Raw genomic sequence first — 26,984 nt, 5'->3', positions numbered from 1 at the left:
ATCACCCAAACGTAACACTCTAAATATACCCGCATAAGCAGAAAACATCGGCAATGTTCTAAATTTTACTATTTCTCAATTGTAGATAGCGAACTTCAAAGTTATATGGCACAAAAAAATAGTCTCTTTAACATTCGCTTTGACCGTATTTTTTCATCTGAAACACTCAGTTTTTTCCTAGTACAGCTTTTAAGACATCAGGGTAAATCCTTTGAATGGAAGAACAACCAAGTACAAAAGGTTAATCTCTTAAATATTGAGATTAACAATGTCTTAACAACAGAAGTTTTAGAAAATCTTAAATATGGTACTGTATTTACTCCCAATGTAGATCACATAATGAAATTGCAAAACGATCGTGAATTTCTTGAAGCTTATAAGACTGCTGATTACAAACTATGTGATAGTCAAATTTTAATATATGCATCTCGTTTCTTAGGTCAGCCCATCCAAGAAAAAATTTCCGGTTCTGACTTTTTTCCAGCATTTTATAACTTCCACAAACAAAATGAAACAATTAAAATATTTTTATTAGGTGCAGCACAAGGTGTAGCTATTAAAGCTCAAGAGAAAATTAATGCCAAGGTTCATAGAAATATAATTGTCAGCTCATATTCACCACCTTTTGGATTTGAAAAAAAAGAAGCGGAATGTAGAAAAATAGTTGAGATGATTAATTCTTCAGACGCCACAGTATTAGCCGTTGGGCTAGGCGCACCAAAACAAGAAAAATGGATATATAAATACAAAAACCAACTGCCAAATATCAAAATATTTTTAGCAATAGGTGCCACTATTGATTTTGAAGCAGGTAATATACAAAGGGCACCAAAATATATAAGTAATATGGGTTTTGAATGGTTATATAGAATGGTATCGGAGCCTCAAAGATTATGGAAAAGATATTTAATAGAAGGATTACCATTTTTTTGGTTAATTTTGCAACAGAAATTTCAGATAAATAAAATAACAAATAATCCTGGCTCTTAAATACCTTATCAGTTAAATATAATGAAACGAGTATGTGTGGTTTACCACACAGTTTCATGCTTTTGAAAGTCAGCTTCTTAGTTAAATCTATAAAACTTATGACTCTGACACAAGAAAGGCAACCGATCGTGATTCAAACTCAGCAATGCTTAGATTTTGAGCATGGCAATACCTTAAGGGAACAGCTATCTAGCTTAGTACCTCACCCCAAACATCTTTGGGTGATTGATCTAGTCAAAGTAAATTTTATGGATAGTTCAAGCTTAATCGCTTTACTTAAGGAGGTTTTGTCTAGACGTTCAAGTGCCTATTGTTCGGTAATTTGCAAGCACTTGTTCGGACGATTTTTGAACTGACTCAGATGGATTCAGTGTTTGAAATTTATGATAACTAAATGCCGTCGTAATGATGTTGAATGCTTAAATATGAAGCATCGATCGCTACCGTCATTGCAAATATCTTAAAGAACAGATTGACTGGTGACATATTTACTTGCTTAACCTATTAAAAAATCTCATTCTCGCTTTTACAGGGTACTGAAATAAGTAAATGTACAGACGATCGAGTTGATCGACTTACTACTGAAACTGCAATTACCATGTCTAATACTTTTACTCCCCATCGTTTTGATATGCAAGTTCTAGATGATACCCATACTCTTCCTAAAGTTAAAGTTCCAGTTCATCCCTCTGTCATCAGTAAAGCCAAGCGAATGATTGACATCTTGGGTGCTGTTATTGGGCTATCGATTACAGTATTCTTAGCAATTCCGATTGCGATCGCGATTAAGTTAGATAGCCCAGGTTCTATATTTTACAGTCAAATTCGCTGTGGTTTGAATGGGCGTCACTTCCGAATTTGGAAGTTCCGTTCGATGTCAGTTGGAGCTGACCAACTTAAGCATCTAGTTAAGAATGAAGCTCAAAGCGATCGGATATTCAAAAATGAGAATGACCCCCGCATTACCTGTGTAGGAAGGTTTCTCCGCCGCACTAGCTTAGATGAACTCCCTCAGTTTTGGAACGTGCTGCTGGGGGAAATGAGTCTAGTAGGCACCCGCCCTCCTACTCCTAATGAAGTGATACACTACTCAAAGCACCACTGGGAACGTTTGAATGTCAAGCCGGGTATGACTGGTGAATGGCAAGCTCATGGTCGCTCCAGTATTAAAGACTTTGAAGATATTGTTCATATGGACTTAGACTACCAACGTAAGTGGTCTATAGTTTATGATATTAGTCTAATCTTCAAAACTTTAAAAGTTGTGTCAGATAAGAGTGGTGCTTGCTAACGCAGAGTTAATCGAAAAAAGTTATAACTTCACTGAAAAATAAGCTTGCAACAGTTCCTCCGAAATTGTGTAGGCGAACGCAAGTGCATCTCGAAAAAAAACCGTCGTAGACATCGCAGATTGAAGTATTGTCTCTGACTCAATTAAAGGATTTAAGAGGTTGTTTGAAAAGTATTTTGTTGTGACTTTAGGCACTTTTAGATCCGTCCTAACCCACCTGAAAAAGGGAATTTAGAGGAAGCTAAAACTTTTGATAACGACAACGAACTTTTCAAACATCCTCTCAGTTCAACTTTATTCAAACAAGACACGATTTATTACGTCTCTACATGAGTATTTTGGACAGCAGCGGATTTGATTTGCTAGTTCAATAATTTTAAAAAAACCTAACTAATTTACTCAACTTCCTCACAATGAATTAACAGCTTTTCCATCGCTTCTGCTAGAGAAATCAATTCTGTCCAAGAGGAACCACTAACTAAATTTTGGGCGTGAGCTAATCGGTTTCGCAACTGTTCAGCAGACTTGAGGAAACGTTCGCCAAACCGTTTTGATTTTAGTCCTAGTTGCTGGAGAAGTTCTGGTTGATTTAAAATCAACTCTCGCTTATCGCAGAATTGTAGATAATCTAATAAATCGGTGGCTTCGTTTCTTTCCTGACTTTCTCGCCATAGTCGTTGAGCAACTTCTAAGCGCTCAGGTTTAAGGACTTTTTGCCAAGAATCTTGAGGATAGTAAATCCGCACCAGCCGTAGTAAATTCATTTCTAGCAGCGTTACTAAGCCAAATAGTAACATTCGCACCGGTGCTTTCTGCAAGTCACCACAGGTGACAATACCACTTACCTGATTGCAATCCAAGACAAACAATCGCGGAGTTTGTTGCAAAATGGGTAGCAACTTTATCAGTGGGGTGGAAATGGCAATTAGTTCTTTGGGATGAAACACCCGTTGATAGTCGCTACATTTACCTTTTTTGTCTGGGATCAAACTAGAGCGTTCTACATAACCGCTAATAATATCTCCCGTCTCAACACCGATAACATCAAAATTTTGTGCTTGCATCCAATGCAGCACTTCTTTCGCCTCCGCATCAGCTGGCATAGCTTTTAGGGGTTCTGCCACGTATTCAATGGTGATATTGTTCTCAAATAAACTCCGCAGGTCTTGAGAACGTGATTTTAGGTGTTTCATCCCCTGGCTGTGAACTCACGTTAAATAATCCTACGGCACTCACGCGATGTCTGCGACGGGCTATTCGGCGTCGCCAGTGGAATTTTCTGTTAGGGACTGACAAATAAAAAAATATCCAATTAACTCTTGTGGGGTGGGCGTCTCGCCCGCCCTATGGACTGGGCGGGCAGGATGCCCACCCCACAATATTGGATAATTTATTTCTTGGAGTTCTCTTAGGGACTTCCAATTAAAAAAATATTCCGTCGCTTAGAAGGCAGGGGGCAGGGAGCAGGGAGCAGGGGGAGAGAAAGTCGTATTGATAGGGGTGAAATGGGATAATTTATTTTCTGGAAGTCCCTTAGATTATCCTTGCGTAAGCGTAGCTATCCCAACAAATACCATAGACTAATGTTATACCATCTTAGTTGGTATCATGTTCGTGATGATTTAGACAATCTCAAGTAACAAAATATTTCGCATCTAGAAAAAAATAAATATATATGTAGTTAACTATATGAGAATAGTTGATTAATTGCGGTAGAAATGCCGAAAATACCGACAAAAAAATGTTATTACTAAAACGACGTATCGAATTGATACTTGGTAGAATTTTACCAAGATAACCAAAATTGATAATAATATTATTATGCCAAGAAAAGAACAAGGATGGGTTACATTTCAAACCTCAGAGGACGAGCGGAAGATTCTAGAGGAGTTCTGCGAACAGTCTCAACGCACTAAGACTGAGATTCTGCGGGAACTCGTGCGTAGTCTCACTCAGCAAAACTTAGCACCAATATCACCACCAACTCAGCAGGAACAACAGGCAGATATCTATTACACTCAAAAGCCTAACATAGAAAGTAGTATTCAAAAAAAACCACTAAAAGTTAGCTCTCGCAATATTCTTAAAGGTGTGGTTAAACGAGTTGTTTATGGAGCAGTTAATAGTGAGGTTACTTTGGAGATTATTCACAAAGTAGAATTAACTTCGATTATCACCAGAGCTTCCGCAGAAGAGTTAGAATTATCTGAAGGAAAAGAAGCTTATGCAGTTATTAAATCTAACGATATTGTCATTGCTAGAGAATAGAAATACATTGATTTTGGGCATTAAATATTAAAAGAATAAACTTTCTTTACTTGAGTAAATATAGTTGATGCGATCGCTTATGTAATAACCAATACTTTTGGGTTAAGGGGGAAAGGAAAAAGGGAAAAGGTTTGAATTTACCTTTATCCGCAAACCCATTAGCCTTACCCCCAGACCAAAAAAGAGATTGTTGGGTTTATCCGAAAAGTATTGATGTAATAGCTGGTTTTCGTATTAATGAAATACACGATAAGGTAGCATAGGCGTGCTACCTTACTAAAAACGAATATTAACCTTCTTTAATCGCTGCTTGATAGCGACCTAGTGCGATTAAAGGAAAGTATTGTTGATACAGATGATACTTGAGATAAAAATGGCAAGGGAAGCCAGTACCTGTAAAGTCAGCCTCAAACCAAGTACCATCTGGCTTTTGAGTTGTCACCAGATAGCCAATTCCCCGCTCGATCGCACCAAGAGCTAATTTACCTGTTGCTTCACCTGCTGCTATTAAGCCTATTATTGCCCAAGCAGTTTGAGATGCAGTACTATTTCCTTTGCCTTTGAGACTGGGATCGTTGTAACTACGGCAAGTCTCGCCCCAACCACCATCTGGGTTTTGACATCCAACTAACCAAGCTGCTCCCCGTTCTATACTGAGTTTGTGTCTTTGAGGATCGATTAACGCCAAAGCTGACAAAACGCCACTGGTGCCGTAGATATAATTTACACCCCAACGCCCAAACCAACAGCCTTCGGTTTCTTGTTCGCGCAGAAGATAAGTAAGCGATCGCTCCAAATTATCACTATCAATTGCCAAATCACAAGCACCAAGCATTTCTAGTACTCTAGCCGTAACATCTGCGGTGTTTGGATCGATCATGGCTTTCAAATCGCCATAAGGGATGGAATTAAGCCAATCTTGGTCATTATCCAAATCAAAAGCAGCCCAACCGCCTGGTTTACATTGCATAGATGCAATCCAGTTTAACGCACGAGCGATCGCAGCTTGCTTGATTTTTTCATTTGGGAGTTTGACCAAATGTAGAGCCATCACCACCACCGCCGAGTCGTCTACATCGGGATAAAAGCGATTCTCAAACTCAAAAGCCCAAGCCCCTGGTTTTCCTTGGCGATTTTTGACAGCCCAATCACCGTAATCTAAAATTTGTTTTTGCAGCAACCATTCTCCAGCCTTGACGACAGCTGGGCGATCTGGTGCAAAGCCAGATTCTATCAAAGCACGTATCGCCCAAGCTGTATCCCAGACGGGTGAAACACAAGGCTGAACTCGATAACTATCTTCTGTTTCAATCACAAAGTTATCAATTGCTTGCAAACCTCGTTCTACAATCGGGTCGTTTGTGTCATAATTCAGACACCGCAAAGCCAGCATGGAATTCAACATCGCCGGAATAATGCCGCCCCAGTCGCCTGTAGCTTCTTGGCGCTCTAAAATCCATTTTTCGGCGGCTTTGATGCCTTCTTCACGAAAGGGTACTAAATTAAGGCTTTCTGCCAACTTAAAACCTTTATCGAGAGTGAGGAATAAATCCGTCCAATCGCCACTTTCAGGTAATTCCCACTGAACTCGATCGATACCTTCAGCGTATAGCTCATCTAGGTTGATAGCGGAGTCGGTGAGAAAAACAGGTTTGCGATCGCATACAATCAGTAATGGTACTGTACTAGAACGTGCCCAGCTAGACATCTCGTAGATATTGACAGGGAAAGCTTTCGGCAACAGCATTATCCAAGGTGGTAGCGAGGGAATACCGCGCCAGTTGTAGCAGCCAATCAAGGCTAGGTGCAACTTGGTAAAAATCCGAGTTTTGCCGATCCCACCCCGTTGAAGAATAAAAGCTTGCGCCCGAATCATCGTCGGATCGGTTGCTGGTACACCTAGTAATCTTAGAGCCATGTAGGCTTCAACCGAAGTGCTAAGTTCTCCGCCATCACCGTAGTAAAGTTCCCAGCCGCCATGCTCTCGTTGCTGTTGACGCAAATATGTTTCAACTTTGTGCAAAGGTCTGGTTTGGTCTGTTCCCCAAATTTTATGCAGGAGGACGACTTCAGCAGTGATGGTGACATTAGACTCCAACTCTGCCCACCAGTAACCTGCCGGATTTTGAATTGAAAGCAGATATTCTTGGCTAGCTGCGATCGCATCTGCAACTTTATTGACTTTTACCCTGTCTTGTGTTTGCATGAAAAACTATTTAACCTCAACACCCAACACTAGATATAAACGCGGTATTACAGCAAAAAATTTTTTTTTCCTCTATCAATAGACATAGTATTCTGTCTGAGTCACTGATAATTTGCAATAGGTCATGGATGTAATTGTATTAGGATTGATGCTCTTATCGTTGACAATTTGGTTAGTATTACTGGGTTTTTGGGGACAGTTTTGGCGAACAGATCAGCAATTAGAGTTTACAGAAACTCAGCTAGAATCGTTACCTGTGGTTTGTGCGGTCGTTCCAGCGCGTAACGAAGCTGAGTTAATACCAACTAGTTTGCGATCGCTCCTACTCCAAGATTATCCTGGTTCTTTCAACGTGTTTTTGGTAGACGATCGCAGCACAGACCGGACAGCAAACTTTGCCGAAGGAGTTGCACACGCTGTTGGGAAACCTCAGCAATTGCATATTATTTCTGGCGCTTCACTACCTCCTGGTTGGTCGGGTAAACTTTGGGCAGTTGAGCAAGGTATAAAAAGTGCGAGTTTATTAGCACCTGACTATTTTTTGCTGACTGACGCAGATATCGAACACGATCCTGGTAATCTCCGCCGACTCGTGAAGAAAGCTGTGCAGGAAGATTTAGACTTGGTTTCGGTAATGGTGCGACTCAGGTGTGAGAGCTTTTGGGAAAAACTTTTGATTCCAGCTTTCGTCTTTTTCTTCCAAAAACTCTATCCTTTTCGCTGGGTGAATAATCCCAACAATCCCACAGCCGCCGCCGCCGGGGGATCTATTTTGATTCGTAGAGAAGCTTTAGAGCGAATCGGGGGAATTCAAGTGATTCGTCAAGCTTTAATTGACGATTGCACCCTGGCTAAAGCTGTTAAGAAGAGTGGGGGACAAGGGGACAAGGGGACAAGGGGACAAGGGGACAGGAAGATTAACTCAATGCCCAGTCAAGGTCGTATCTGGCTGGGATTGAGTGGCTTGACTCGAAGCTTGCGCCCTTATGACTCGCTAGCGACGATTTGGGATATGGTTGCTCGTACTGCCTATACCCAACTGAATTATTCACCATTAATATTATTGGGAACTTTGGTGGGAATGCCTCTGATTTATTTAACTCCACCTGTATGTGTGATTCTCGGTGCAGTTTGGAGCAATTGGGCGATCGCACTTACAGGTATATTAGGATGGCTATTAATGATTTTCGCTTACTACCCGACGATCCGCTTTTATAAATGTTCTGTCTGGTTCGCTTTTAGTTTACCTGCGATCGCTTTTCTCTATACTTTAATGACTCTAGACTCAGCACTACGTCACTGGCAAGGACGCGGCGGCGCTTGGAAAGGAAGAGTTTATCCCAACACAGATAATTTATAGTTAGAATAAAATTGAATTTCAAAATCGTTAGTGCTAATCTAAAATTAAAGTTAAGCCTAAAGTGGTTGATTAAAAGAGTTATGACAACCGCAACACCAATAACTAATCCAGTTATTGTACCCAAAAAACTGCCTTTTCTGGAGTCGATTTGTTGGCAGACCGCCGATGTATATCGCTTTACTTCAGAACAAATGCTGAGTCGCTATGAACGTGGCTGGCAATATCACGACCTATTCAATAATCTTGAGGGTGAAGAACTCAATTTCCTTAAGGAACTTGCCAGACGCTATAAATCCTGGTTACAAGTTTCTTTATGACCTTTCGGTTAGAACACCATAATCAAATTCTCACAGTTCTTGAATCCTTAGATTCTGAAATACTTAGCAAGGGTTCTGCTTACTTCGGTGGCGGAACCCTTCTTGCATTTGAGTTTGAAGAATATCGCTGGAGTAAGGATGTTGATTTTATCGCTTCTGTTGGTACAGAAGGCTACAAATACTTACGGGAAGTAATATTTGAAGATGGGCATGAAGCATTATTTCGGGATTTAAGTAAAATCCAAGTTGGACGTAGTACAACTGACCAATATGGAATTCGGATGATCGTTTTTGTGGATGATGTGCCGATTAAAACGGAAATTATTGCCGAAACTCGTTTTCAACTAGACCCACCAAGATATCCAAAGTGGTCAGTCGTTCCTTGCTTAAGCTTCAATGACTGTTTTACCTCTAAGCTGCTGTCAAATTCTGACCGTTACGCCGATCATAGCGTAGAGGCAAGAGATTTAATCGATTTAGCTGTTCTCAGGCTGCGATCGCCAATACCTCAAGTATCAATTGAGAAGGCTGAAAAAGCTTATCAGGTTATGCGCCCTTTGAAAAGAGCGATCGCACTTTTTCAAGGAAGACCAGATTACAGGGAAAAATGCTTTCTTGGTCTGCAAGTCGATCGACCTCAGATACCCAAAATTATCGACGGTATTGATTTGCTATCTACAGATTTAGGTTTATCTCACACTCCAAGGACTTTTCGAGAACAACATGATATCTTGGCTGATTTAGAAACACAAATTGAAAAACAAGCAGATTATTAAACAGGTAGCGATCGCCCAATGCCCCATACCCCATGCCCCATACCCCATGCCCAACACCCCTAAATCCTTGAAGCTGTTTGTTTAGTACTGGCGGATTCAACAGGTAATGGTTGAGCAGCTTTCAATACCACATCCAACAACCCTGGAAACAGCATCTCTAAATCTTCACGCCGCAGGATGTTAATATGGTGTGTCCCTTCTTTGCGTGTCAAGACTATCCCCGACTCCCGCAAAATCTTAAAGTGGTTGGACATAGTTGATTTGGCGATCGCAAAATCAAACTTCGCACAGCATTGTTCCCCCTCACTCGCTAACAGCCGCACAATCTCTAGCCGCACCGGATCGCCCAATGCATACAACACGCCTGGTAAAGAAATATTTTTTCTATCTGGATGATAAAGGAATCTCATAGTTGCATTATCTCATCAGGTGGCATATATTTTTATTATTCGATATTATCGAATTATAGAATTAAGTAGGAAGGCAATTTATGTCATCCATTACAAACGTCACAGAAGCCACATTCAAGCAAGAAGTCTTGGAAAGTGAAATTCCGGTATTAGTAGACTTTTGGGCACCGTGGTGCGGCCCTTGCCGGATGGTGGGCCCAGTCGTCGATGAAGTTGCTGTTGAATACGAAGGACAGGTGAAATTTGTGAAGTTGAACACAGATCAAAATCCTACTGTCGCTAGCCACTATGGAATTCGCAGCATTCCGACATTGATGGTTTTTAAAGGAGGTCGCCAGGTTGATACTGTCGTCGGGGCGGTTCCAAAAACTACCTTGAATAAGACCTTAGCACAGCATCTTTAATTTAAGTTAAGGGGATTAGGGACTGGGGACTGGGGACTGAGGATTGGGGAGAGACTTGTTGAATATTCTTTGTCCCCCTTCCTTGTTCTTCTAAAGTTCTGAGCGCCGACTTCCGGCGCTTAGACCTTTGTGCTTGTCCCCCTCGCATTCTCCCCAGTCCCCAGTACCCAATCCCCAATCCCAGATCATTTTGTTTCAAATAACGGGGAAAGAGCGAAATGGACTTGAAATTGCATGGTAAATCCGCACTGGTCAGTGGCTCAACCGCAGGTATTGGTTTGGCGATCGCTCTTGGGTTAGCTCAAGAGGGTGCATCAGTAATTGTCAACGGTCGGTCTGAAGAAAGAGTAGCTCAAGCGATCGCTAAAATTAAGCATTCTACACCCGACGCAAAAGTTTCTGGTGTTGTTGCTGACACAGCCACTGCATCAGGGATAGAGAAACTCATTCAAGAGGTTCCTCACGTTGATATACTCATAAACAATGTGGGTATTTATGAGCCAAAAACCTTCTTTGATATTACTGATGAAGACTGGTTAAAAATATTTGAGGTTAACGTTCTCAGTGGAGTTCGTTTGAGTCGGCAATATCTGCAAAAGCAGCTAGAGCAAAACTGGGGGCGGATAATTTTTATCTCCAGCGAATCTGCTATTCAGATCCCAGTGGAAATGATTCACTACGGCACAACTAAGACGGCACAACTTGCCATTGCCAGAGGTTTAGCCGAAATGACTGTGGGGACTGGAGTTACAGTAAACTCTGTCCTCCCAGGGCCAACTCGTTCCGAAGGAGTTGAAGATTTTATCACCAACCTGGCACAGGAACGCGGTATTACTCGCGCTGACGTTGAGGCGGAGTTTTTTCAAAATGTGCGTCCAAGTTCCTTAATCAAACGCTTTGCAACTAATGAAGAAGTAGCAGCGATCGTAGTTTACCTTTCTAGTCCCGTAGCATCGGCAACTAATGGTGCAGCTTTGCGGGTAGATGGTGGCGTTATTCGATCGATTGTTTAGTGTGTGGGATTAGGGACTGGGGACTGGGGAATGGGGAATGGGGACTGGGGAAGAGTTACCAATGCCCAATGCCCAATGCCCAATGTCCAATGACTAAAATAATTTGGAGATATAACCAATGACTACTGAGATCGACTTATTCTCTCCTTACCAATTAGGAAATCTGGAACTACCTAACCGGATAGTGATGGCACCCTTAACCCGAAACCGCGCAGGTGAAGGAAACGTACCACACCAACTGAATGCTACTTACTACGTCCAACGTGCTTCCGCCGGACTGATTATTTCTGAAGCAACACAGGTAACTCCTGAAGGACAGGGCTATCCCGCGACACCAGGAATTCATTCACCAGAACAGGTAGAGGGATGGAAGTTAGTAACCGATGCCGTACATCAGCACGGCGGCAGAATTTTTCTGCAACTATGGCACGTAGGCAGGATTTCTCACCCTGATTTACAACCGAATGGAGTTTTACCTGTGGCACCTTCTGCTATTGCTCCTAAAGGTGATGCCTCAACTTATGAGGGGCCAAAACCCTTTGTTACTCCCCGTGCTTTAGAAACTTCGGAAATACCCCAGATAGTCGAACAGTACCGTCAGGGAGCCGCAAATGCCTTAGCGGCTGGGTTTGATGGAGTAGAAATTCATGCAGCTAATGGTTATTTAATAGATCAGTTTCTCCGGGATGGCACGAATCAACGCACAGATAAATACGGGGGTTCGATTGAGAATCGCGCCCGATTTCTGGTAGAAGTGACAGAGGCGGTAACTAGTGTGTGGGATTCTAATCAAGTTGGGGTGCGTTTCTCTCCCAGTGGGACTTTTAACGATATGCATGACTCCAATCCCCTGGAGACATTTGGTTATGCGGCTCAAGCCTTGAACCAGTTTAATTTGGCATATCTGCATATTTATGAGGCAACAGAAGCAGATATTAGACATGGCGGGATAATTGTACCCACTAGCCATATACGCGATCGCTTTACAGGTACACTGATCGTCAATGGCGGTTATACCCGTGAAAAAGGTGATGCAGTACTGGCAAATAAAGCAGCAGATTTAGTTGCCTTTGGCACATTATTTATCTCAAATCCCGATTTACCCCGACGCTTGGCTTTGAATGCACCACTAAATGAACCAAATCAAGCAAGCTTTTATGGCGGCGGTGAAGAAGGATATACAGACTATCCATTTTGGTCGCCTGCTAACGAACAGGTGGTCAATGCCTAATTCCAATTCGTAATTCGTAATTCGTAATTCGTAATTAAGAAAGTCAGGTAGGGTCAGGGTTTCGGGGTTTGAATCTGTTGCCAGATTTTAGAGAATTGGTATAATTCTTCTCATCTAAATAATCAAAACCCACTTTCTGCACTCTAAAGTATCAAATCAAACTGAGGATTTTTAGATTTTTCCCAGATACAACATCAGTAAAATGATTGTAAAAATTGGTTGTGAACTATGAAAGATACTTTAGATGCAGTAAAAATCAAAGAACGCGTTAACGATTGGCTAGCTGCGTTTAGTCCAGGCAACAAATCCTTTGATTTTTCTCTTTTAGACAATCTCTACTGGCAAGATGAACAATTCCTCGCCTTCGATACCCTCTCACCCCAGACCACTCGAATTCAAGGATGGCAATCCTACGAGGAAATATGGAAGCCGTTCATGACAGCAATAACCCAGTGGCAAGTTAAATCAGTTGGGGATATTCAGATATTTCCAGGTGATAACATTACCGTCTCTGCTTTGATCTTCTACAGTACAGCAACCACCATAAAGAATGAGGCGGTTGGAATTACGGCTCATGCGACACTTGTATGGGAAAAGCGAGAGGGACAATGGCGCATTATCCACGAGCATATCTCTAACCCAGTTAACATTGCCAATTAGAGAGGAACATATTTGGATTGTCCTGCTCTTTAGAGCTTTTAATCACTTGAGATATAAAATCCGAAACCCTCTTATAATCCAACTATCAGGAGAATATCATGAGTTCCATCATCCAAACCCAACCTTTAGATGTACCCAGTGCGATCGCTCAACGTCGTTCTATCAAAACTTTTAAAACAGACCCCATCGCCCCAGAACTGCTCAAGCAACTGGTAGAGTTAACCGTAGCTGCACCCAGCAGCTATAATCTCCAGGACTGGCAAATTATTCTTGTGCAAGATGAAGCGCAAAAGGCAGCACTGTCAGCAGCATCTTTTAATCAACAGCAAATTGTTCAAGCACCTGTAACCTTCGTTTTTGCCGCCGATCCTAACGCAGGCGAAAAAAACTTGGCCCCAATTATAGAGCAAGGACTGGAAACTGGGGCATGGAATGAAGGCACAGTAAACTACTTTAAAACCGCCGTTCCGCAATTTCAAGCAACGCTAGGCGATAAGCGACGCGAATATGCGATCAAAGATGCGATCATTGCCGCTACCCATTTGGTGCTAGCGGCAGAAAGTCTAGGATTGTCCACTTGTTTTATGAATGGTTGGATTGAGGATCGAGTAAAACAAGTGATTGGTGCAGGAGATAATCCAGATTTAGCGATCGCTGTTTTAGTTCCTGTGGGTTATGCAGCCGAACCACGGTTAAATCCAGGTCGTTTGCCATTCTCTTCTAACGTGTCTGTAGACAGAATTGGCAACCCTTATGCAGGGTAGTTCTCTCTAAATTGGCAATGGGAAATGGGGAATAGAGAATGAGTCTTTGATACTCGCCGACGAGTCTTTGATACTCGCCGACGAGTGTTTGATACTCATGAATGAGTCTTTTATACTCGCCGACGAGTCTTTTATACTCGCCAACGAGTCTTTAATACTCGCCAACGAGTCTTTTATACTCGCCAACGAGTCTTTGATACTCGTGAATGAGTCTTTTATACTCGCCGACGAGTCTTTGATACTCGTGAATGAGTCTTTTATACTCGCCGACGAGTCTTTGATACTCGCCAACGAGTTTTTGAACCTGCTCCCCCTGCCTCCCCTGCTCCTCTGCTCCCCTGCTCCCCTGCTCCTCTGCCCCCTGCTCCCTACTCCCCTCCAAACCATGTCCTTACCCTCCTTCCTAGCGCGTCGTTCGTTCCACTATGGCTGGATCGTCGCGGGTCTAACATTCCTAGCCTTGCTGGTGGCAGCCGGAATCCGCTCTGCTCCTGGGGTTTTTATAGTGCCTCTCGAACAAGAGTTTGGCTGGAGTAGAGCGACTATCTCTTTGGCAATCTCCATTAACTTAGTACTTTACGGATTAATTGGCCCTTTTGCTGCCACAGTTATGGAGCGAATCGGCATTCGTCGGATGATGGTATTCTCACTTGCTGTCATCGCGCTTGGTGTCGGTTTAACCACTTTGATGTCAGCTTCCTGGCAGCTAGTTTTGCTGTGGGGTGTAGTTGTCGGTTCTGGTAGCGGAGTTATTGCCCTAGTTTTGGGTGCTATTGTCGTCAATCGCTGGTTTCTGGAAAAGCGGGGTCTAGTTCTGGGGATATTAACCGCCAGTACAGCTACGGGGCAACTAGTGTTTCTGCCGATGTTAGCCTCAGTAGCCGATCGCTTTGGGTGGCGAACTGCGGCTCTGGCTCTGACTGGTGCAGCACTTCTAATTATTCCAGCGATCGCAGTCTTTATGCGCGATCGTCCGGCAGATGTCGGTTTGCGAGCCTTTGGCGACAACAGCGAAACTGTAGAAGTATTACAGCCTAGAGCAAATTCCATCGCTTCCACTCTTAACGCCCTTTGGCTGGGAATGCGTAATCGAGACTTCTGGCTGTTATTTGGTAGCTTTTTTATCTGTGGCGCAAGCACAAATGGGTTAATTGGAACTCATTTAATTCCTGCTTGTATTGACCACGGTATCCCTGAAGTCAAGGCTGCTGGGCTTTTGGCAATTATGGGACTATTCGATTTTTTTGGAACTACCATGTCCGGTTGGCTATCTGACCGTTGGAACAATCGCTACTTATTGTGCTGGTACTACGGACTGCGGGGTTTATCTTTGATTTTCTTGCCCTTCAGTTTCAACTTTTCCTTCTATGGACTTTCCATTTTTGCCGTCTTCTATGGACTTGATTGGATTGCTACCGTACCACCGACAGTACGTCTTGTTGCCAACATCTTCGGTAAAGAAAATGTCGGCGTGATGTTCGGTTGGATTGTCGCAGGACACCAGCTTGGTGCAGCTACAGCCGCATTCGGAGCCGGAGTTTTGAGAACTTGGACGGGTAGTTATTTACAAGCGTTTATTTTATCAGGCGTTCTCTGTCTGATTGCCGCAGTTTGTGTGCTGCAAATTGGTCAAACTCCCACTAAAGATAATTATCTCGTAGAGAAGAATTCGTAGAGTATGCGTAAGTATTAGGATACAGCAACATTTTTGAGGATAGTCATCGGCCCTTGGGTTTTGAGAATCTCCATTTCTGCTGCGTTTCGCACCAGCAGCGCACCAGCGAATCCTAATGAATTCACAGAGATAGATTGGAAATGCTCTTGCGATCGCGGTACGATTAACATCCATTCTCGTGTCGCTAACAGATTGTAAGCACCAGACTGCTTGTCATCTAAACCGACAGCGTGACGCAAAGTGTGATAAAGTTCCAATGTTGCTTGACCCCCTGCCAATGGCGATCGCACCCAATTAGAATTTAATGGTGCGAAAGCGTGTACAAAAGGAAGTTTTGCTGAAGGTGGGTTCGATTGAAATTGTGCTGATGTTAGTAAAGTTTCAATCGGTATTTGCAACCCTGAAGGGGCAAGTGGTAGAGGTACTAATTGTAAGTGCTTGTGTCGCTGACTAGCACCTGCGGTTTTGCTACTGTTGTAAAATGCTAAACCATCGAAATCAGCCAAACACGCCCACATAGCCGTAAAATCTTCCAGGGTGAGTAAGCTTTCTTGTTCCTCGAAACCACGGGTGATAATTAGCAGATGATAATCTACAACATTGAATTTATTTAAAATACATACATGGGTATCGGAGATATCCGCCACAAATAAATCTTCTTCGTAGGGCAAAAAAGGATTAAACTCTACACCAGAAGTAACAGATTGTTTTTTCTGTTTATCCTTCGCTACTTTTTTGCGATTCAGGTTAGATAAAATCCGTACCAAAAAGCGCACGCCATCCTGTTCAACAAATTCAAATTCTGTCGGAATCGAGAGTAGCGCCCCGCATTGCAAAGCATATTCAGTTCGTTCTTTAACACTTGTCCATAAAGTGTCAGATTTAAGTAAAATTTTCCCCTGTGCCATTTTCATTCCTTCAGGCATGATGAAGAGTAGACTTCTTGCAGAAGTCGGGTAAAGGGGAAGGGTTAAAGGGGAAAGGATGGAATTTTCCCTTCCCCTTTAACCTTTAACCTTTCCCCAACATCTTGGCATTTGTTACTTTTGTAAGATGTCTAATGCTAAGTTTGGTAAAGAGTACGCAGCGATGTAGGTCTCTACTAATGACTATATTCCAATACGGTTCAATAAAATACCAAAGCTTTCACAACAACGCAATACCTTTGCAACAAAACTGTCATAAATCATATCTACATTAGTAATACATCTAAATATCCTTCCAGACAGCAATGCAAAACGAATCTCGCGACAGAGAACACCCATCAAATAGCATTTTACATAACACTGCTGATGCCAAATATTATAAACCCTGGCGAAAAGCTGCCGCCTCTCTATCGCTGGTGCTGCTGGGATCGGGGATGACATTGGCAGGCGGTTATATAGCTGGACACTCTCAGCAGGTGTCTGAAAATGCATCTAATTTGGCAGTAAGTCGAGTAAATGCTGCTCCTCCAATACCAGCAGGCACAGATCCTAACTTTGTTACCCAGGTGGTGCAAAAGGTAGGGCCTGCTGTAGTGCGAATTGACTCTTCCCGAACCGTAAAAACCCAGTTACCAGATGAATTTAACGATCCACTCTTCCAACGCTTTTTTGGTTCTCAAATACCGCAACAACAGGATCGCGTAGAACGGGGTACAGGTTCAGGTTTTATTATTAGTGCCGATGGTCGTATTCTTACCAACGCTCACGTAGTTGATGGTGCTGATACCGTAACAGTAACACTCAAGGATGGGCGTAGCTTTAAAGGAAAGGTATTAGGAAAAGACGAGTTGACCGATGTTGCTGTTGTGAAGATTCAGGCAGATAATCTTCCGTTAGTAGCCTTGGGTAACTCAGATCAACTGCAACCCGGAGAATGGGCGATCGCGATCGGCAACCCCCTTGGATTAGATAATACAGTAACTACCGGAATCATTAGTGCCACCGGACGCAGTAGCAATCTAATCGGCGCTCCTGATAAGCGAGTAGAGTATATTCAAACCGACGCAGCAATTAATCCCGGTAACTCCGGCGGGCCTTTGCTAAATTCTCGCGGCCAGGTAATTGCCATGAATACTGCCATTATTCAAGGGGCACAAGGATTAGGCTTTGCTATTCCTATCAACACAGCACAACACATTTCCAGTCAACTAATAGCTACAGGTAAAGTACAACATCCTTACTTGGGAATTCAGATGGTGGGGTTAACACCTCAGCTAAAACAAAATATCAACTCAGATCCTAATAGCGGTTTGAGTGTGAATGAAGATAAAGGTGTATTGGTTGTAAAAGTTGTACCAAATTCACCAGCCGCTAAAGCAGGGATACGTGCTGGTGATGTGATTCAAACCCTTGGAGGTCAAGCAGTCACAGATGCCAGCAGTGTCCAAAGGGCAGTAGAAAATAGCCAAGTCGGGAGCGATTTACGTATGGAATTACGTCGCAATGGGCAGAATCTTAACATAGCTGTGCAACCTGGTGCTTTCCCCACCCAAGTGCAATAAAAGTTTTGCGATCGTTTTCTATCAATTGAATAAAAGTGAATTTTCTGGGATGGGTATTTTACCCGTCCCTTTTTTTCAGGTGGCAAAATTGAATTGCAGTAACCGTATTGCCGTCAGATAGGCACTGCCCCAAACATCAGAATCGGAGTTTTCAGTATTAACAGTTCTACCTTGTAAAAATAGTTTTATTCAATAGCGAGTCATCTTTACAATTTTTATCCATGACATTAGTCACGGTTCAACTAATGACCTTTCTCACTAGTGAATAGCTCTTTTCAATCCTAGTATTTATTTGTCAAAGAGATTAATATTTTGGCAACTATTAATCTCTTTGATGCCAATATCATAAAAGGGAAGTTTGCGAATGAGTATTAAAAGAATGCTTGCTAGTGCGGCACTGATTTTACCAATTGCTGTTACCTTTATTCCTTTTCAAGCTGATGCTCAAATCAGACGACCAGTTAGGCGATCGGTTCCAGCTAGAATAATCAGAAGACCAGTACGATTTAGAGTTCATACCCCTGTTCAAGCGAGAAGGAGAATAGTGGTTCCTGGACGTTGGGTGCAAACAAATCGTGGTCGCCGCTGGATACCTGCTCGCTCTGTATATAGATAAGAAGTTTTACAATTGCAAAAAATATTGTCTATCAATATTGATTGCAGATTTCTTTTTTCATAGCTTTAGTTAGTGTTTAAAAATCCCCCTTTAGAAATATTCTAAAGGGGAATTATTTCACTTTTACAATAGACCTCTTGCATAAATCAAAAATAAGAAAGAACCCCACCCCGCCAAAGCTACGCTTTGTCTCCCCTCCGCGCAAGCGGGGAGGGGTTGGGGGTGGGGTGTTAGAGACTTTTGCAAGAGGTCTAATAAATAGTTAGGCATAATTAAACATCTAAGAAAATCTTAGTTTGTAGTGAGCGATTTTCCGCTTCTTCAGATTTATCAAAACTCAAGTCCTGACTACAAACTTTAATTTATTTATGCCTAGCAATAAGTTGCAACTGAATTTTAAGCTAGAGCTACAGCTGGTTGTTGCCAGCGTCCCACCGCCTTACCAATTACTGCCAATTCTTGCATCAAGTTATCGAAACGGTCTGGTGTCAGAGATTGGGGCCCGTCGGATAAAGCTTTGGCAGGATTAGGGTGAACCTCTATCATCAGGGAATCTGTGCCAGCTGCGATCGCAGCCATTGCCATTGAAGGCACAAACTCAGACCAACCTACGCCGTGGCTGGGGTCAATCATGATTGGCAGGTGAGTCAGTTTTCGCAACACTGGCACTACCGATAAATCCAGTGTATTTCGCGTATACTGACGGTCAAAGGTGCGTATTCCCCTTTCACACAAAATTACATTGGGATTGCCAGATGCCAAAATATACTCGGCTGCCATCAACCAATCTTCAATAGTAGCTGCCATTCCCCGCTTCAACAGAACTGGTTTCGGTTGCGCTCCCACTTTTTTGAGCAAGGAGAAATTTTGCATATTTCTTGCCCCCACCTGAATCACGTCAGCAACTTCGGCAATTTTCTCCAGGTCTACCGCATCCATCACTTCTGTAATAATACCTAGTCCGCTAACTTCCCGCGCCTTCGCTAATAAATCTAAAGCACTCTCGCCGTGTCCTTGGAAGGCATAAGGTGAAGTCCGGGGTTTGTATGCCCCTCCGCGCAAAAACGCGGCTCCAGCAGCCTTGACGCGCCGCGCCGTCTCTACAATCATTTCTTCATTTTCTACGGAGCAGGGGCCAGCAACGACTACCAAAGGCTGATGTTCGCCAAATACTACCGCTCCATCAGGAGTATTAACCACCACATCTGAAGCTTCGCCGTGGCGGTACTGACGGCTAGCTCGTTTGTAAGGCTGCTCTACCCGTAACACCTGCTCAATCCAGGGGCTAAGTTCCTGAATTTGTAACGGGTCTAAGCTGGCGGTTTCACCTACTAGACCAATAACTACTTTGTGTTGACCTACAATTTTTTCTGGAGTTAGCCCCCAGCTACTAAGTTCCTCATCAATGCGGTTTATTTCCGCCTCTGGGGAACCACTTTTCATTACTATAATCATCTGAAAGTTCCTGATTAATTGAGTAAAATTTTATGTGAATAGGCTAACTTTATTGTTGCCTATTGGCCTAATTACAAATAGTTAAAAATAAAATTTGTTTACAAAATAAATAGATAGAATGTAGCGCTCAGTCAGTATTTTTACTGCTAAATAACTAGATATCAGGTATAAAAAATATTTTAAAATTTTAACTAGCAATGTTGAAGCGATCGAATTTCAACTTCAACATTAACTTTTTCATTTACCCAATATCACAGTTACTTAATACCTGAGCGCCGTTCATCATAAGTTTTTTTGCCGAGTTTCGCGCCAAGCCGCCACCATTCGTCCCAAATTGGTGTTGAACTCACCCAAACCCAGAAAACTTCCGACTTTTTCTTCATCCCAAGAGGCAGAGAGAACGCCATAAGTTATCCCTAAAACCCCCAAACCAAATAATCCCATGTTCACCAATAACACGGCGATGGGAGGTAGTCGGATATCAGAGTAGGCAGCAAGCAGATAGCTAGCAACCAAAGCGCTAATGCCCAAAGCTGTTGGTACACCAGAGAACCCAGCTACCCGTCGGATCATCCGTTGGCTGACTACTTGGGGAATTGCCATCTCTTGTTTGGTGTAAACCACTTTTTTATCAGCCTTTTTGACAGATTCTTGGGGCTGTGCTGCTGGTTTACTTTGAGCTTTTGCGGGTTTTTGGCGCTTTTTGTTCGGTTCAAAAGGCAAACGACTGCGTTCAGATTCTTCAGCAGACATAAGCAGTAGTCCTATCCACGAATACCGAGACGAGCAATCAAAGCTTGATATTTTTCCCGGCTTTCCTGCGATATATAAGCTAGAAGACGCTTACGCTGTCCGATTAGCTTCAACAGTCCTCTTCGGGAAGAATGGTCTTTTTTATTTGCTTGGAGATGTTCGCTGAGGCGGTTAATGCGCTCAGTTAGCATAGCGACTTGGACATCGGCCGAGCCAGTGTCAGTTTCGTGAACTTGGTAGTTGGAGATTATTTCTTGTTTCCGCAGTTGCGTGAGGGCCATGGTCGATTCAGTTTCTAGTTTTTCTAAAATGTATGCAGCAGTCTCCTATAATATCACAGCCCTCAAGCTGGATGTGGAATGACCCTTGAAATAATTTTTGTAATTTTTAATACTATTTTCAGAGGCTAGCTCTCGGTATACTTCGTTCCAATACCTGATAGGGATATTGATTGCGATCGTATTGCACCATCAGGCGATCGCACCAAGACGATAGAAGAAAAGTTTCAATGCCTAAAGGGATTTTAGTTGATTGCGATCTCTACAACATCGATTCTGGCTCTGAGAGTTTCTGTTTCAATGCCTAATAGGGATTTTAGTTGATTGCGGTCGTTGGATCTTCCCGTCCAATTCCTAAGTCTAGTAACTTACTTTTTACTCCCACTGGCTCAGTCCCACAGTAGTAATATTTTTTGTTACGGAGATCAGCCAGGTAATAGCCAGCTTTGTCGCTGTTAATTTTGCGTAGCTCAACCGCTACCTGTTGCTTGCTGATGCCGTACAGAAGCTCAAAGTCGCTCATGTCAACAGCAAATGGTAATGTTGTGTGAAATAATTCACCTTTCTTAAATAACCATCCATTAGAGACGCGCTCAATTATGCGGTAGTAATCAGGATGATAAACAATTGTATTCATAAGCTATGATCCTATTTCAATCCCTAATAGGGATTTTAGTTGATTGCGATCCAATCTGGAAATCATTGGCGGTTGCCGATGTGTTTCAATCCCTAATAGGGATTTTAGTTGATTGCGATCCGATTATCCTCAAACGCGATCGCGCCTTCATGCGGTTTCAATCCCTAATAGGGATTTTAGTTGATTGCGATCTGTTGAAGCTGCTTTAACTAGTGGCGGCACTTACAAGTTTCAATCCCTAATAGGGATTTTAGTTGATTGCGATGCTGTTGGTCGCTATCACCTGGAAAAGGAGCGATCGTGTTTCAATCCCTAATAGGGATTTTAGTTGATTGCGATACGCATCGCTGACGAGCGTCTGTTCACGATTCAATATTACAGTTTCAATCCCTAATAGGGATTTTAGTTGATTGCGATACGCATCGCTGACGAGCGTCTGTTCACGATTCAATATTACAGTTTCAATCCCTAATAGGGATTTTAGTTGATTGCGATGATATCGAACAACTTGATGAAAGAATTTCTCAACGTGTTTCAATCCCTAATAGGGATTTTAGTTGATTGCGATCTTGGAGGGGTTCAGTTGTACTAGTTTTTGAATCTAATGTTTCAATCCCTAATAGGGATTTTAGTTGATTGCGATAGTGCCAATGAGTGCCAATACACTATTGTCTTCGTTTCAATCCCTAATAGGGATTTTAGTTGATTGCGATTCTCTTTTGAGCAAAGGATATATTTATGCAGGTAAAAGTTTCAATCCCTAATAGGGATTTTAGTTGATTGCGATCTTAATATTGAATCAGCAGATACTAATATAATGTTTCAATCCCTAATAGGGATTTTAGTTGATTGCGATTTTGAGCGGTATTCAGCAGTCCACTCTTCTTCTGTTTCAATCCCTAATAGGGATTTTAGTTGATTGCGATGCAGGCGTCTGAAAGACTTGTGTTATTTGGTTTTCAAGGTTCAATAGCGCGAATGCAAAAATCATAACATAAGGAGTGGCAATTGTGCTAAATGTAAATAGCTGAAACTCAGTCTACATAAGGTGCGCGGATGGTTTGAAGATGCTACAGCCCTCAAAACCTTACATATAGGGCAATTCAGCTATTTTTGTATTCCCCCCTTCCTCAACACCTACCCATCCGCGCATTTAGCTAAAAAACTAATTTGATTAGAAAGCTGTTTACTATAGATATCCCACTCAACTAGGTCAGATGGCTTTAAGGTGATGCCTACGCTTACGCAATTCCAACATCCCCATAACTAGCCTTATTTGGCAACGTCTTCAAAGTCTGTTATCGCATAAGCAAATTCTCTAAAAGCTGTTTTAATCAGAACCTCTTTCGTTCCTCTTTCCAGAGAAGAGTTGCGGATGAGGTCTGTTAATTCTATGAACAACAGAGAAAACATAAAACGATCTTGGCGGTCAACTTGTTTTAAGCAAGACGATATAAACTGATAAAGCTCTGTTTTTCTGGGTTTAGTTTGTTCATCCCATATTTGCAACCCAAGCCGAAAAGTTCTCAAGCGGATTTCATTGGTGTTGAAGGACGCGTCTTTGTAGCGGACTGATACGCGTTGGGGTAGTTCCATGAGTTTTAGCTATACATATTCAATGTAAAGTAATTATTCACTTATATTTTGGCTTAACCGGAAAAATCTGATATTTTGCACCAATGGCAATAGCCGCCAGATGTTAGAAACGAATGACTGGCGTAGAATATAGAGAATTTTGCAGGGTAGTATAGCAGTTCTACCCTGCGATCGCCAATTTAGAGGATACCCCAGAAATGGAGTAGCCCTTGACCAGAAAAAGCTTCAATTAAAATTGCAGAGATAAAACCAATCATTGCAAGACGACCATTCCAATTTTCACTCTGAGGAGTGAAGCCAAAACGCACAGCATTAGGATCTTCTGAAACAATAGACGCAGAATTCTTAAAATCTGACATGAGCATAACTCCAAAATTCAAGTGTTGTAGCAGTTATAACTGTCTGTAAAGTAATGTAACAGATGTTTAAAAAAATGCAAGATTGAGTGAATTAGGGCTTACTCACTCTTTACGAATTCTTTGTCTATGAGACGCTGCGTAATGTTGATGATAACAGCGAATTAGGGCGAGAAAATTGGACTATTAGCTTGAGTGTAGATCACGATTTTGGCGATTTTTGATAGTTAAAGCGCTTTCCAAATCCATAAACTTTTCTCCTAAAAGGTTACGCTGTACACATAAGTTATCCGATTACCCAAAAGTCCTCCAAAACCTCACCCTGTCTTATCCTTAGTCAGGATAGGACAGGGTGAGGTATCTCAGGGGCTATCTACGAGACTAACCGTAAATTACCTTGACAAAGGCTTGTGTGTACATCGTAAGTAAAGTTTTTGGTAAAGTTATTAAAGTTACGCCGGATAAATCCGTAATCTTCTATTTGGTTCTTCGCCAAAACTATGCGACTTGAGGCGATAATGTTCTACCAACTCATGTTGCATTTTGCGAACTTGGGGAGAACGTGGCAATAACTCGACTGGCTGTCCTTTAGGAATCACAATTTGCTCAACGGCAAGTCTAGCTTCTTCAAGAGCATCCATCTCATCATCGCTACCATTGTGCAAAAACAATTGTAGTTCTCTATCATCGGCCATCTCTGGGTCGTCAATATTCAGCAACCGCCGCAAACCACGGGTAATTTGGGGAATGGTGCTGGACTTAATCATGTGGATGGGTACATGACGAGCTTTGGCCATTTGGCGTAATTTGGCGTGGTTTTTGACGTGCGATCGCAGTGCTAAAATTGCATCAGCACTATCTATATCTTTTGTCAATAGTACGGGCAAAGTTAGCACGCTAATCACCTGTTCCAGTTGGTGACGGCTAACGCCATAAGGGTAAACGTGCAATGGCAAATCTTCACCATTGGGCCCTGGGTGTCTGGTAACAGCATCAAAATCAATGCTCTCAGAATAATTGAAGGATTCATCCAGCAAACGGTCAAACTCACTGCGCCCAGTTACCCGCTCTACAGGCAATTGGGGTAGTGCAACCATTTGTCCAGATGAACGCCAGCCATTAGACGGTCGCGCCGGTGGGAAAGAATCCTCTACTGTTCCTAGCTGTCCACCACGACCGTTGACAACAGCTAACTGCCTTGTAACCGCGATTTTGCCGTGGTCATCAACGGTTCTCGTTTGTGGAGTAGGCTGACGCCCCCGCAGCAGATTATCTACGGTGTCAGCAACACTTTCGTGTACTGTCCAGCGTTGGCGTTCCAACATTTCCACAGCAATTTCAAAGGTAGGTGGGGCTTTCCGCTCCAAAACAGTCTTTTGAGAGCCTCGCCGTCTGGCTTCATCGTCTCCCAAGGTCACAGCTTGGATACCCCCAACTAAATCAGCCAGGGTGGGGTTTTTAATCAGATTTTCGATCTGATTTCCGTGGGCAGTACCTACCAACTGTACGCCCCGTTCTGCAATGGTACGAGCCGCTAAAGCTTCCAGTTCCGTGCCAATTTCATCAATAACAATGACCTCTGGCATGTGGTTTTCCACTGCCTCAATCATCACCTGATGCTGTTCGTTTGGATGAGCCACTTGCATCCGTCTGGCGCGACCAATGGCGGGGTGAGCAACATCACCATCGCCAGCGATTTCGTTGGAGGTGTCAATAATCACCACTCGCTTATGCAGATCGTCAGCTAAAACACGGGCTATTTCCCGTAAGGCGGTAGTTTTACCCACGCCTGGACGCCCCAGCATGAGAATCGATTTACCAGTTTCTACCAAATCACGGATCATGCCAATGGTTCCGAATACGGCTCGACCAACGCGACAGGTCAAGCCAATAATCTTACCAGTGCGGTTGCGAATAGCGCTGATCCGATGCAAAGTTTGCTCAATTCCTGCCCGATTATCTCCGCCAAAGATTCCGACTCGTTGAATGCAATCATCTATTTGTTCTTGAGTAACGGGTACTTCGCTCAAATACTCAGCTTGATTAGGAAAGCGAGCCTCTGGGCGACGACCCAAATCCAAGACCACTTCTACTAAACTATCTCGTTTGGGATGACTCTCTAGTACTTGTTGCAGGTCTTGGGGCAAAATGTCTAATAACTTTTGGAGATCGTCTGTAATCGTCATGCGTTCTATGGTGACGTTTTTAGAGATAGCGAGGACATTTGCGTGCAGGAGAACCCGCTCTGGGGATTTTTCCGAACGAGCAATTAACGCTCCTGCTGTGACTTGATCTGGGAAACGAGAGAATGGGCAAGTTCTACAGCTTGCCAAAGCAATACTTCATCTTCTTCTAGGCGAACAGTCGCCTTCATATTGGTGTTACTTACCTCCTTATTCTCTAACTGTTCGAGAATTGGTGACAGCAGTACGCGGGCGTAGCTACCGTAGGCGACCCCAGAAATTTTGGATTTTGGATTTTGGATTTTAGATTGTGGATTAGCTTCTTCTAATCTAAAATCTAAAATCGGCAATCCAAAATCTTTGAGTAGTTCCATTGCCTTTAACTTAGCAACGGTATACTTATTTGTGCCACCTGCTAACTGCACATATCCTGGTAACTTAGCTGCCAAAACTTTTTGCCCTAATTTCACTGCGGCTATTGTGGTGCCATCGCCAATATCACCACTCATCGGACGACCATCGGTTTGCCAAATTAAAGCACCCTTGAATGGGGCAATCTTCTCGTAGAGCGTTCTTAAGTAATCAATCATCCCTTCACCATCAGGACAGCTGATGGCTAGTAACTTTAGTTTATCAACCCACGGTGAAATTGCTAGCCATAATCGCTCAAATTCTGCCAATCGCCCGACTTTTGTATGGATTTCTACGGCATCTACTCCCGTTGACATTACCAATGGCGCGATCGCTCCTGGCGTTGTCACGTATGAAGCTGTATAAATTATACCATAAGGGCAAACTGGAATGCAACGACCGCAGCCATAACACTTTTCGGATACTACTCCTGAAAAGTCTTCTTTGATACTGTCAAACACAATCGCTTGTGCCGGACAAATCCGTTCGCAGGGTCTAGGGCAGTCTGTAGGACACTCATGAGGATTAAATTCTGCTTTGCGAAAATGGGGGTCTTCTCCATCGTTTAGGCTGACCATCAAAAACGGTAAATTGCCTTTGTAGTCAAAGCCTCGCTTTTGGGCATCCTGAGCCAGAGATTTGGCTGCTTGTAGCCCTGATTGCGCTGCTGCAATTACTGCTGGATCAGCTGCAACATCTATGCAGTCAGCGCCCGCCAAAGTATAGGCTAACGTTAAACTTCTGACTGCCGGCAAATGCTGGAAGCTGGCTCCGCAGATCAGCTTGAACCAGTCACCTTGTTTGAGAGATTGTAAAGGGGCGAACAGATCAGTCACTATTCTATTA

General features: G+C 42.9%; 27 protein-coding genes and 1 CRISPR repeat array. Of the genes, 15 read left to right on the top strand and 12 right to left on the bottom strand.

Annotated elements, in window-relative coordinates:
- Positions 1 to 105 precede the first annotated feature (105 nt).
- The 3 genes from RM049_RS22065 to RM049_RS22055 all read left to right on the top strand — a co-directional run bounded on the left by RM049_RS22065 (position 106) and on the right by RM049_RS22055 (position 2,281).
- Positions 106 to 990: a WecB/TagA/CpsF family glycosyltransferase gene (locus RM049_RS22065; protein ID WP_322705687.1), complete on the top strand. Its 885-nt coding sequence runs from the start codon at positions 106 to 108 to the stop codon at positions 988 to 990.
- A 98-nt stretch (positions 991 to 1,088) separates the two neighbouring features.
- Complete coding sequence (locus tag RM049_RS22060) at positions 1,089 to 1,346, top strand: STAS domain-containing protein (RefSeq protein WP_322705686.1); 258 nt, start codon at positions 1,089 to 1,091, stop codon at positions 1,344 to 1,346.
- Positions 1,347 to 1,621: 275 nt separating this feature from the next.
- Complete coding sequence (locus RM049_RS22055; RefSeq protein ID WP_322682876.1) at positions 1,622 to 2,281, top strand: sugar transferase; 660 nt, start codon at positions 1,622 to 1,624, stop codon at positions 2,279 to 2,281.
- A 395-nt stretch (positions 2,282 to 2,676) separates the two neighbouring features.
- Here the strand turns inward: RM049_RS22055 and RM049_RS22050 are convergent, their stop codons facing one another.
- Positions 2,677 to 3,474, bottom strand: a complete 798-nt coding sequence (locus RM049_RS22050) for a hypothetical protein (protein ID WP_322705685.1) — start codon at positions 3,472 to 3,474, stop codon at positions 2,677 to 2,679.
- A 628-nt stretch (positions 3,475 to 4,102) separates the two neighbouring features.
- Here RM049_RS22050 and RM049_RS22045 point away from each other — a divergent pair.
- Entirely contained in the window at positions 4,103 to 4,549 is a 447-nt protein-coding gene (locus tag RM049_RS22045; protein ID WP_322675018.1) for a molybdopterin-binding protein, read from the top strand.
- 289 nt (positions 4,550 to 4,838) lie between these two features.
- On the opposite strand, the gene shc is transcribed toward RM049_RS22045, so the two are convergent.
- Positions 4,839 to 6,755, bottom strand: coding sequence for a squalene--hopene cyclase (gene shc, locus RM049_RS22040; protein ID WP_322705684.1), 1,917 nt, complete (start codon positions 6,753 to 6,755; stop codon positions 4,839 to 4,841).
- A gap of 124 nt (positions 6,756 to 6,879) precedes the next feature.
- Here shc and RM049_RS22035 point away from each other — a divergent pair, with 124 nt between their 5' ends.
- The 3 genes from RM049_RS22035 to RM049_RS22025 all read left to right on the top strand — a co-directional run bounded on the left by RM049_RS22035 (position 6,880) and on the right by RM049_RS22025 (position 9,208).
- The gene (locus RM049_RS22035; protein WP_322705683.1) at positions 6,880 to 8,115 is read left to right on the top strand and encodes a glycosyltransferase; all 1,236 of its coding nucleotides are present in this window, start codon (positions 6,880 to 6,882) and stop codon (positions 8,113 to 8,115) included.
- 80 nt (positions 8,116 to 8,195) lie between these two features.
- Positions 8,196 to 8,432, top strand: coding sequence for a hypothetical protein (locus tag RM049_RS22030; RefSeq protein ID WP_322705682.1), 237 nt, complete (start codon positions 8,196 to 8,198; stop codon positions 8,430 to 8,432).
- A complete protein-coding gene (locus tag RM049_RS22025; RefSeq protein WP_322705681.1) occupies positions 8,429 to 9,208 on the top strand; it encodes a nucleotidyl transferase AbiEii/AbiGii toxin family protein in 780 nt (259 codons plus the stop codon). Before RM049_RS22030 ends, RM049_RS22025 begins: the two co-directional genes overlap by 4 nt.
- 59 nt (positions 9,209 to 9,267) lie before the next feature.
- Here the strand turns inward: RM049_RS22025 and RM049_RS22020 are convergent, their stop codons facing one another.
- Positions 9,268 to 9,618 carry an ArsR/SmtB family transcription factor gene (locus RM049_RS22020; protein ID WP_322705680.1) on the bottom strand — a complete coding sequence of 117 codons (351 nt, stop codon included), beginning with the start codon at positions 9,616 to 9,618 and terminating at the stop codon, positions 9,268 to 9,270.
- A gap of 80 nt (positions 9,619 to 9,698) precedes the next feature.
- On the opposite strand from RM049_RS22020, the gene trxA reads away from it, so the two are divergent.
- The 6 genes from trxA (at position 9,699) to RM049_RS21990 (ending at position 15,365) form a co-directional block, all read left to right on the top strand.
- Positions 9,699 to 10,022: a thioredoxin gene (gene trxA, locus RM049_RS22015; RefSeq protein ID WP_292829099.1), complete on the top strand. Its 324-nt coding sequence runs from the start codon at positions 9,699 to 9,701 to the stop codon at positions 10,020 to 10,022.
- 218 nt (positions 10,023 to 10,240) lie between these two features.
- Positions 10,241 to 11,035: an SDR family NAD(P)-dependent oxidoreductase gene (locus RM049_RS22010; protein WP_322689702.1), complete on the top strand. Its 795-nt coding sequence runs from the start codon at positions 10,241 to 10,243 to the stop codon at positions 11,033 to 11,035.
- A gap of 118 nt (positions 11,036 to 11,153) precedes the next feature.
- Complete coding sequence (locus tag RM049_RS22005) at positions 11,154 to 12,266, top strand: alkene reductase (protein WP_322705679.1); 1,113 nt, start codon at positions 11,154 to 11,156, stop codon at positions 12,264 to 12,266.
- Between the two features lie 228 nt (positions 12,267 to 12,494).
- The gene (locus RM049_RS22000) at positions 12,495 to 12,926 is read left to right on the top strand and encodes a YybH family protein (protein WP_322705678.1); all 432 of its coding nucleotides are present in this window, start codon (positions 12,495 to 12,497) and stop codon (positions 12,924 to 12,926) included.
- A 98-nt stretch (positions 12,927 to 13,024) separates the two neighbouring features.
- A complete protein-coding gene (locus RM049_RS21995; RefSeq protein WP_322705677.1) occupies positions 13,025 to 13,690 on the top strand; it encodes a nitroreductase family protein in 666 nt (221 codons plus the stop codon).
- Positions 13,691 to 14,075: 385 nt separating this feature from the next.
- A complete protein-coding gene (locus tag RM049_RS21990) occupies positions 14,076 to 15,365 on the top strand; it encodes an MFS transporter (RefSeq protein WP_322705676.1) in 1,290 nt (429 codons plus the stop codon).
- A 14-nt stretch (positions 15,366 to 15,379) separates the two neighbouring features.
- On the opposite strand, the gene RM049_RS21985 is transcribed toward RM049_RS21990, so the two are convergent.
- The gene (locus tag RM049_RS21985) at positions 15,380 to 16,273 is read right to left on the bottom strand and encodes a phosphorylase (RefSeq protein WP_322705699.1); all 894 of its coding nucleotides are present in this window, start codon (positions 16,271 to 16,273) and stop codon (positions 15,380 to 15,382) included.
- Positions 16,274 to 16,596: 323 nt separating this feature from the next.
- On the opposite strand from RM049_RS21985, the gene RM049_RS21980 reads away from it, so the two are divergent.
- Together RM049_RS21980 and RM049_RS21975 are read left to right on the top strand one after the other, a co-directional pair.
- A complete protein-coding gene (locus RM049_RS21980; RefSeq protein ID WP_322689697.1) occupies positions 16,597 to 17,853 on the top strand; it encodes an HhoA/HhoB/HtrA family serine endopeptidase in 1,257 nt (418 codons plus the stop codon).
- A gap of 364 nt (positions 17,854 to 18,217) precedes the next feature.
- Complete coding sequence (locus tag RM049_RS21975) at positions 18,218 to 18,469, top strand: hypothetical protein (RefSeq protein WP_322705675.1); 252 nt, start codon at positions 18,218 to 18,220, stop codon at positions 18,467 to 18,469.
- 396 nt (positions 18,470 to 18,865) lie between these two features.
- Here RM049_RS21975 and aroF read toward each other — a convergent pair whose 3' ends face one another.
- The 8 genes from aroF to ldpA form a co-directional block, all read right to left on the bottom strand.
- Complete coding sequence (gene aroF, locus RM049_RS21970; protein WP_322705674.1) at positions 18,866 to 19,924, bottom strand: 3-deoxy-7-phosphoheptulonate synthase; 1,059 nt, start codon at positions 19,922 to 19,924, stop codon at positions 18,866 to 18,868.
- 282 nt (positions 19,925 to 20,206) lie between these two features.
- Positions 20,207 to 20,677 carry a PAM68 family protein gene (locus RM049_RS21965; protein WP_322668932.1) on the bottom strand — a complete coding sequence of 157 codons (471 nt, stop codon included), beginning with the start codon at positions 20,675 to 20,677 and terminating at the stop codon, positions 20,207 to 20,209.
- 11 nt (positions 20,678 to 20,688) lie between these two features.
- A complete protein-coding gene (gene rpsO / locus RM049_RS21960; RefSeq protein ID WP_041565894.1) occupies positions 20,689 to 20,958 on the bottom strand; it encodes a 30S ribosomal protein S15 in 270 nt (89 codons plus the stop codon).
- 313 nt (positions 20,959 to 21,271) lie between these two features.
- Positions 21,272 to 21,592, bottom strand: coding sequence for a hypothetical protein (locus tag RM049_RS21955; RefSeq protein WP_322689695.1), 321 nt, complete (start codon positions 21,590 to 21,592; stop codon positions 21,272 to 21,274).
- Between the two features lie 13 nt (positions 21,593 to 21,605).
- Positions 21,606 to 22,518: a CRISPR direct-repeat array (repeat unit 37 nt; unit sequence GTTTCAATCCCTAATAGGGATTTTAGTTGATTGCGAT).
- A gap of 346 nt (positions 22,519 to 22,864) precedes the next feature.
- Positions 22,865 to 23,188: a hypothetical protein gene (locus RM049_RS21950; RefSeq protein WP_194046858.1), complete on the bottom strand. Its 324-nt coding sequence runs from the start codon at positions 23,186 to 23,188 to the stop codon at positions 22,865 to 22,867.
- 179 nt (positions 23,189 to 23,367) lie between these two features.
- Positions 23,368 to 23,547, bottom strand: coding sequence for a high light inducible protein (locus RM049_RS21945; RefSeq protein WP_322705673.1), 180 nt, complete (start codon positions 23,545 to 23,547; stop codon positions 23,368 to 23,370).
- Positions 23,548 to 23,996: 449 nt separating this feature from the next.
- Positions 23,997 to 25,730, bottom strand: a complete 1,734-nt coding sequence (locus RM049_RS21940; RefSeq protein ID WP_322701928.1) for a R3H domain-containing nucleic acid-binding protein — start codon at positions 25,728 to 25,730, stop codon at positions 23,997 to 23,999.
- Between the two features lie 83 nt (positions 25,731 to 25,813).
- The gene (gene ldpA, locus RM049_RS21935) at positions 25,814 to 26,974 is read right to left on the bottom strand and encodes a circadian clock protein LdpA (RefSeq protein WP_322705672.1); all 1,161 of its coding nucleotides are present in this window, start codon (positions 26,972 to 26,974) and stop codon (positions 25,814 to 25,816) included.
- Positions 26,975 to 26,984: the final 10 nt, after the last annotated feature.

This window comes from Nostoc sp. DedQUE04, from assembly GCF_034530995.1.
GTDB lineage: Bacteria > Cyanobacteriota > Cyanobacteriia > Cyanobacteriales > Nostocaceae > Nostoc.
Note: the sequence above shows the minus strand (reverse complement) of the source record. Positions and strands in the feature narration are given on the sequence as shown.

Bases quoted from the DNA above. Each gene is read 5' to 3' on its own strand.
- RM049_RS22030 (WP_322705682.1), top strand. From the start codon at position 8,196: ATGACAACCGCAACACCAATAACTAATCCAGTTATTGTACCCAAAAAA.
- RM049_RS21955 (WP_322689695.1), bottom strand. From the start codon at position 21,592: ATGAATACAATTGTTTATCATCCTGATTACTACCGCATAATTGAGCGC.
- RM049_RS22035 (WP_322705683.1), top strand. From the start codon at position 6,880: ATGGATGTAATTGTATTAGGATTGATGCTCTTATCGTTGACAATTTGG.
- RM049_RS22050 (WP_322705685.1), bottom strand. From the start codon at position 3,474: ATGAAACACCTAAAATCACGTTCTCAAGACCTGCGGAGTTTATTTGAG.
- RM049_RS21940 (WP_322701928.1), bottom strand. From the start codon at position 25,730: ATGACGATTACAGACGATCTCCAAAAGTTATTAGACATTTTGCCCCAA.
- trxA (WP_292829099.1), top strand. From the start codon at position 9,699: ATGTCATCCATTACAAACGTCACAGAAGCCACATTCAAGCAAGAAGTC.
- shc (WP_322705684.1), bottom strand. From the start codon at position 6,755: ATGCAAACACAAGACAGGGTAAAAGTCAATAAAGTTGCAGATGCGATC.
- RM049_RS22020 (WP_322705680.1), bottom strand. From the start codon at position 9,618: ATGAGATTCCTTTATCATCCAGATAGAAAAAATATTTCTTTACCAGGC.
- RM049_RS21980 (WP_322689697.1), top strand. From the start codon at position 16,597: ATGCAAAACGAATCTCGCGACAGAGAACACCCATCAAATAGCATTTTA.
- RM049_RS22025 (WP_322705681.1), top strand. From the start codon at position 8,429: ATGACCTTTCGGTTAGAACACCATAATCAAATTCTCACAGTTCTTGAA.
- RM049_RS22045 (WP_322675018.1), top strand. From the start codon at position 4,103: ATGCCAAGAAAAGAACAAGGATGGGTTACATTTCAAACCTCAGAGGAC.
- rpsO (WP_041565894.1), bottom strand. From the start codon at position 20,958: ATGGCCCTCACGCAACTGCGGAAACAAGAAATAATCTCCAACTACCAA.
- aroF (WP_322705674.1), bottom strand. From the start codon at position 19,924: ATGATTATAGTAATGAAAAGTGGTTCCCCAGAGGCGGAAATAAACCGC.
- RM049_RS21945 (WP_322705673.1), bottom strand. From the start codon at position 23,547: ATGTCAGATTTTAAGAATTCTGCGTCTATTGTTTCAGAAGATCCTAAT.
- RM049_RS22005 (WP_322705679.1), top strand. From the start codon at position 11,154: ATGACTACTGAGATCGACTTATTCTCTCCTTACCAATTAGGAAATCTG.
- RM049_RS22065 (WP_322705687.1), top strand. From the start codon at position 106: ATGGCACAAAAAAATAGTCTCTTTAACATTCGCTTTGACCGTATTTTT.
- RM049_RS22060 (WP_322705686.1), top strand. From the start codon at position 1,089: ATGACTCTGACACAAGAAAGGCAACCGATCGTGATTCAAACTCAGCAA.
- RM049_RS21965 (WP_322668932.1), bottom strand. From the start codon at position 20,677: ATGTCTGCTGAAGAATCTGAACGCAGTCGTTTGCCTTTTGAACCGAAC.
- RM049_RS22000 (WP_322705678.1), top strand. From the start codon at position 12,495: ATGAAAGATACTTTAGATGCAGTAAAAATCAAAGAACGCGTTAACGAT.
- RM049_RS21985 (WP_322705699.1), bottom strand. From the start codon at position 16,273: ATGGCACAGGGGAAAATTTTACTTAAATCTGACACTTTATGGACAAGT.
- RM049_RS22055 (WP_322682876.1), top strand. From the start codon at position 1,622: ATGCAAGTTCTAGATGATACCCATACTCTTCCTAAAGTTAAAGTTCCA.
- RM049_RS21990 (WP_322705676.1), top strand. From the start codon at position 14,076: ATGTCCTTACCCTCCTTCCTAGCGCGTCGTTCGTTCCACTATGGCTGG.
- RM049_RS21975 (WP_322705675.1), top strand. From the start codon at position 18,218: ATGAGTATTAAAAGAATGCTTGCTAGTGCGGCACTGATTTTACCAATT.
- RM049_RS21995 (WP_322705677.1), top strand. From the start codon at position 13,025: ATGAGTTCCATCATCCAAACCCAACCTTTAGATGTACCCAGTGCGATC.
- RM049_RS21950 (WP_194046858.1), bottom strand. From the start codon at position 23,188: ATGGAACTACCCCAACGCGTATCAGTCCGCTACAAAGACGCGTCCTTC.
- RM049_RS22010 (WP_322689702.1), top strand. From the start codon at position 10,241: ATGGACTTGAAATTGCATGGTAAATCCGCACTGGTCAGTGGCTCAACC.